Source organism: Parolsenella sp. (assembly GCF_982402205.1).
This window is the reverse complement of record NZ_CEVYAT010000118.1, coordinates 1-5117: the sequence shown is the minus strand read 5'-3', so window position 1 is coordinate 5117 and position 5117 is coordinate 1. Positions and strand designations below refer to the sequence as shown.

At 67.4% G+C, this 5117-nt stretch carries 4 protein-coding genes and 1 tRNA gene; all 5 read right to left on the bottom strand.

What is annotated here, in order from left to right; all coding sequences use genetic code 11:
* Positions 1–108: 108 nt before the first annotated feature.
* Positions 109–185 (bottom strand) — tRNA-Pro (locus AC1VTH_RS06530).
* Between the two features lie 157 nt (positions 186–342).
* Entirely contained in the window at positions 343–1284 is a 942-nt protein-coding gene (locus AC1VTH_RS06525) for a DegV family protein (RefSeq protein WP_481335361.1), read from the bottom strand.
* Between the two features lie 88 nt (positions 1285–1372).
* Positions 1373–3208 carry an ABC-F family ATP-binding cassette domain-containing protein gene (locus AC1VTH_RS06520; RefSeq protein WP_481335360.1) on the bottom strand — a complete coding sequence of 612 codons (1836 nt, stop codon included), beginning with the start codon at positions 3206–3208 and terminating at the stop codon, positions 1373–1375.
* An 11-nt stretch (positions 3209–3219) separates the two neighbouring features.
* Positions 3220–4107: a deoxyribonuclease IV gene (locus tag AC1VTH_RS06515; protein WP_481335359.1), complete on the bottom strand. Its 888-nt coding sequence runs from the start codon at positions 4105–4107 to the stop codon at positions 3220–3222.
* A gap of 2 nt (positions 4108–4109) precedes the next feature.
* On the bottom strand, positions 4110–5117 hold a 1008-nt coding region (coaBC, locus tag AC1VTH_RS06510), incomplete at its 5' end, for a bifunctional phosphopantothenoylcysteine decarboxylase/phosphopantothenate--cysteine ligase CoaBC (RefSeq protein WP_481335358.1).

The following is a 5117-nucleotide window of genomic DNA, read 5'->3' as shown; positions in this document are numbered from 1 at the left end:
AGCTTGAGCATGTGCTCGCCCCTTGTATCGTAATTTTCGCACCCGAGAATAGCATAGGTGCATAGTTACGAAAAAAGGCCAGGACTGAAGTCCTGGCCTCTTAAGTTCTGGTCGGGTGGACTGGATTCGAACCAGCGACCCCTTGACCCCCAGTCAAGTGCGCTACCAAACTGCGCCACCACCCGTCTGTGCTGCTCGCTTGCAGCAAGAAAGAGAATAACAGCTCTCAGATGCTCGTGCAAGAAGAAATTTGAATCAATTTCTCCCCGGATCCCGCATTGCGTGCAAAACGCGAGCTAGAAGGCAAGAAAACCGTGCGGTCGCATGACGTAGAGGACGAGTCTAGCCCCGCGTTACACCCTTGACCTTCGAGATCTGCTTGTCGCTCCTGCGGTCGTGGCCCCAGAAGCAACAGCTGACCATGCCGGGACCCACGTGCGAGCCGATGGTCGGGCCGATCGTGGGGCGCGAGACGGCGAGCTCGGGGTCGAACTCGCGCAGCACGGAGGCTACGGCATAGCCGTCGTCGGGCGCGTCGGCGTCGCCCACGGCGACGACGTGGCCATAGGGCTCGAGCTCGCGGGTCTTCTCGAAGAAGTCGACGATCTTGCGAATGCCCTTCTTGCGTCCGCGCGCCACGCCGCGGATGCCCAGCGTGCCGTCGAGGTTGAAGTGCGGCAGTGCCTTGACGTCGAGCGCGTCTCCGATGACGGCCACGCCCTTGGGGAGCCTGCCGCCGCGATGCAGCGCGTCAAGGTTGTCGACCATGAAGATCGTGTGCACGTGGTAGCGCGCCTCCTCGGCCCACATCACGAGCTGCTCGGCGTTGAGCCCGGCGTCGCGCTGGCGACAGGCCTCCTCGAGAAGAAGCGCGAGCGAGGTCGAGGCAATCAGCGAGTCGATGACGTAGATGCGCACCTCCTCGTTAGGGTGCGCCTCCTTGAGGCGCTCGAGCGAGGCGCAGGCGCCCTGGTAGCCGCCCGAGAGGCCGCTCGAGATGCAGAACATGACCGTGGGCACGCCGCTCTCGTAGGCAGCCTGGAAGGCCTCGTCGTACTCGAGCTGCGAGGGCTGCGACGTCATGGGCATAGCGCCGCGGCGGATGGCGTCGTAGAACTCGTGGGCGCTGCGGCTCTGGAAGAGGTCGTCGTCGCCCGAGAGTCCCCCGTCGGGCTTGCCCGCCTCGACGTAGTGGAACGGCAGGATGCGGATGTTCTCGCGCTCGGCCTGTTCGGCGGTGAAGTCGCAGGTCGAGTCGCACATGATCTGGCACGTTGCGGCCATGGTCTCTCCATTCCCGCCCTGACGGGCGCGCGCGTGAGCGTAGGTTTACATAATTCTACCGAAACCGAGGGCTCGGTGCAGCGCGGCGCTACCTCTCGAGCGTCTCCTCGAGCTCCAGCCACTCGCCCTCGAGCTCGTCGAGCTGGGCCTTTGCCGCGTCGACGTTGGCCTGGGCCTTCTCGAGCGCCACGTAGTCGGTCTGGTCGACCTGCTCCATGGCCTCCTCGAGCTCCGCGATGCGGCCGCGCTGGGTCTCCATCTTGCGCTCGATGCTTGCGAGCTGCTTCTTGAGGCGCCATTCCTCGGCGCTCGACAGGCCGCTCACCGCCTGCACGGCTGGCGCCTCCCGACCTGCCTGAGCGGGGGCCGTGATGGGAGCCTTGGGCGCGGGCCCCTTGCCCTTGACGCGGCCGTCACCGTGGGTGCTTCCAATGAGGCGCAGGTACTCGTCGACACCACCCGGGCAGTGGCGCAGCTGGCCGTCGATGAGGGCGTACTGGTCGTCGGTCACGCGCTCCATGAGGTAGCGGTCGTGGCTCACGAGCAGCAGGGTTCCCGGCCAGGTGTCGAGCAGGTCCTCCATGACGGCGAGCATGTCGGTGTCGAGGTCGTTGCCGGGCTCGTCGAGGATAAGGACGTTGGGCTCGTCGAGCAGCACGCACATGAGCGCGAGGCGCCTCGACTGGCCGCCCGAGAGATCCGCGATGGGCGTGTCGAGCTCGTTCTTGTCGAACCCGAGACTCTCGAGGAGCTTGGTAGGCGTGTACTCCTTGCCGCTGATAATGTAGCTGCGCTTGTAGGTGCCCAGAAGCTCGCGGACGCGCCAGTCGAGCTTGTTGGCGAGCAGGTCGATGTGCTGCGACAGGATGCCGAGCTTCACCGACTTGCCGATCTTCACGCGGCCGCTCGTGGGGGCGAGCTTGCCGTCGAGCAGGCGCAGCAACGTCGTCTTGCCGGCGCCGTTCTCGCCCAGGATGCCGTAACGGTCCCCCGGCCCGATGAGCCAGTCGAGGTGGTCGAGCACGACGCGCCCGTCATAGGCCACAGTGGCCTGCTTGAGCTCGAAGACCTGCTTGCCCAGGCGGCTCACGGCGAGGCGCTTGAGCTCGAGCGGGTTTCTCATGGGCGGGACGTCGGCCACGAGGGCGCGGGCCGCCTCGATGCGAAACTTCGGCTTGCTGCTGCGCGCCTGGGCGCCGCGGGACAGCCATGCGAGCTCCTTGCGCAGGATGTTCTGCCTGCGCTCCTCGCTTGCGGCTGCCATGCGCTCACGCTCGGCGCGCTGCTGGATGTAGGCCGAGTAGCCGCCCTCGAAAGGCTCGACCACGCGGTCGTGGACCTCCCACATGCTCTCGCACGTCTCGTCGAGGAACCAGCGGTCGTGGGTGATGACGAGCATGGCGCCCGTCCCTGCCGCCCAGCGGTGGCGCAGGTGGGCGGCGAGCCAGGTGATGGCGCCCATGTCGAGGTGGTTGGTGGGCTCATCGAGCAGCAGTACGTCGTAGGTGCCGATGAGCAGGCGGGCGAGGTCGACGCGGCGACGCTGGCCGCCCGAGAGCGTGCCCACGTTGGCGTTCCAGTCGACGTCTCCGATGAGCTCTGCGATGATGCGGCGGGTCTCGGGGTTCGAGGCCCACTCGTACTCGGGCGTGTCGCCCACGACGGCATAGCTCACGGGGCGGTCGTCGTCGAGGTCGTCGGACTGGCCGAGCATGCCCACCGAGATGTTGCTGCGCCAGGTGACGCTCCCCTGCTCGACCTCGAGCCTGTGGCCGATGAGCTGCAGCAACGTCGACTTGCCGTCGCCGTTCTTGCCCACGATGCCAATGCGGTCGCCCTCGTTGACGCCAATCGTGACGTCGTCGAGCACGGGCTTGCCGGGCCACTCGTGGCTGAGGTGCTCGCATCCTATGAGAATTCCCACGAAGTACTTCCCTACCTGTCAGTGTCTCTCGTGCTGGTGAGCCTAGCCTCGACCTCGGCCACGTCCTCGCCCGTGGCCAGGCGGCGCAGGGCCTCGATCTCTGCCGCGTACCCAGGCGCCTCGTTGGGGGTCTCGAGGACGAGCGGCAGGTCGCGGGTGCGTTCGTTGGTGACGATGGCCGCAAAGCAGCCAAGGCCCAGGTGACCCTGGCCCAGGCGCTCGTGGCGGTCCTTGTGCGCGCCCACCGGGTTCTTGGAGTCGTTGAGGTGCAGGGCCCGCAGGCTCTCGATACCCAGCACGCGGTCGAACTCGTCGAGCACCGCGTCGAGGTCTGCGGAGATGTCGTAGCCCGCATCGCTCACGTGGCAGGTGTCGAGGCACACGCCCATGAGCTCGTCGTGGTCGACGAGCTCGAGGATCTGCGCGAGCTCCTCGAAGCTGCGGCCCACCTCGGTGCCCTTGCCGGCCATGGTCTCGAGCAGCACGGTGGTGTGCTGGCCGGGCTCAAGCGCCTCGTTGAGGCCCTGCGCGATGAGCTCGATGCCGATGTCTGCGCCCTGGCCCACGTGGGAGCCGGGGTGGAAGTTGTAGTAGTTGCCCGGCACGAGCTCCATCGTCCGCAGGTCTGCCGCCATGGCCTCGCGCGCGAAGGCGCGCACGTCTGGCTTGGCCGCGCAAAGGTTCATCGTGTACGGTGCGTGCGCCACGATCCTGCCAAAGCCGTGCTCCGCCATGAGCGAGACGAGCTTGCCTGCGTCTTCGGGGTCGGCCTTCTTGGCGGAGCCCCCGCGCGGGTTGCGCGTGAAGTAGGCAAACGTCGTTGCACCGAGGTCAAGGGCGCGCTCGCCCATGGCCTCGAAGCCTCCCGCGCTCGAGATGTGGCAGCCTACGCTCAGCACGGCTATGCGCCCGCCTTGGGCATGAGCAGCGTGGCGTCGGGCGAGCTCGGGGCGAGGTAGTCGTCGTCGGGCTCGAGCAGGTCGTGCACGCGCTCGATGATGGCCTCGGCGACCTGCTCCTTGGGCATGCAGTCGAGGGTCTCCTCGTCATGGGGCGAGACGATCGTCACGCAGTTGGTGTCGGCGCCAAAGGTGGAGTCCTCGCGCGAGACGTCGTTGGCGACGATGAGGTCGCAGCCCTTTCGCGCGAGCTTCTCGCGGGCGTTCTGCAGCAGGTTGTCGGTCTCGGCAGCAAAGCCCACGACGATGCGGTCGCCACGGTCGGCAGAAATCGTGGCGAGGATGTCGGGGTTCTCGGCAAGCTCTATCTTGTCGAGCGGCTCCGCGGCCTTCTTGAGCTTGTGGTCCGCGGCCTTGTCGGGGCGGTAGTCCGACACGGCGGCGGCGAGGATCGCGGCGTCTGCCGTGGCGAAGGCGTCCTGCGTGGCGTCGAGCATCTCGGAGGCCGTCGTGACGTGGATGACGCCCACGCCCGCGGGCTCGGGCAGCGACACCGGGCCCGAGACGAGCGTCACGTGCGCGCCGTGGGCAGCAGCGGCCGCGGCGATGGCGTAGCCCATCTTGCCGCTCGAGGCGTTGGAGAGGTAGCGTACCGGGTCGACCGGTTCGTGCGTGGGGCCGGCGGTGATGACGATCCTGCGGCCGGCGAGGTCGCCGCGGGCGCGCAGGCGGTAGAGGGCGGCCGAGACGATCTGCTCGGGCGAGGCGAGCTTGCCGGCACCGGTCTCGCCGCAGGCGAGCCGTCCGCTCTCGGGACCTACGATGAGGTAGTTGCGCGCCTTGAGCGTCTCGACGTTGGCCACGGTGGCGAGGTTCTGCCACATGTGGACGTTCATCGCGGGGGCCACGACGACCGGGCAGGGGCAGGCGAGCAGTGTGGTGCTCACCGCGTCGTCCGCGATGCCGTGGGCCATCTTGGCGATGGCGTTGGCAGTGGCGGGGGCCACGAG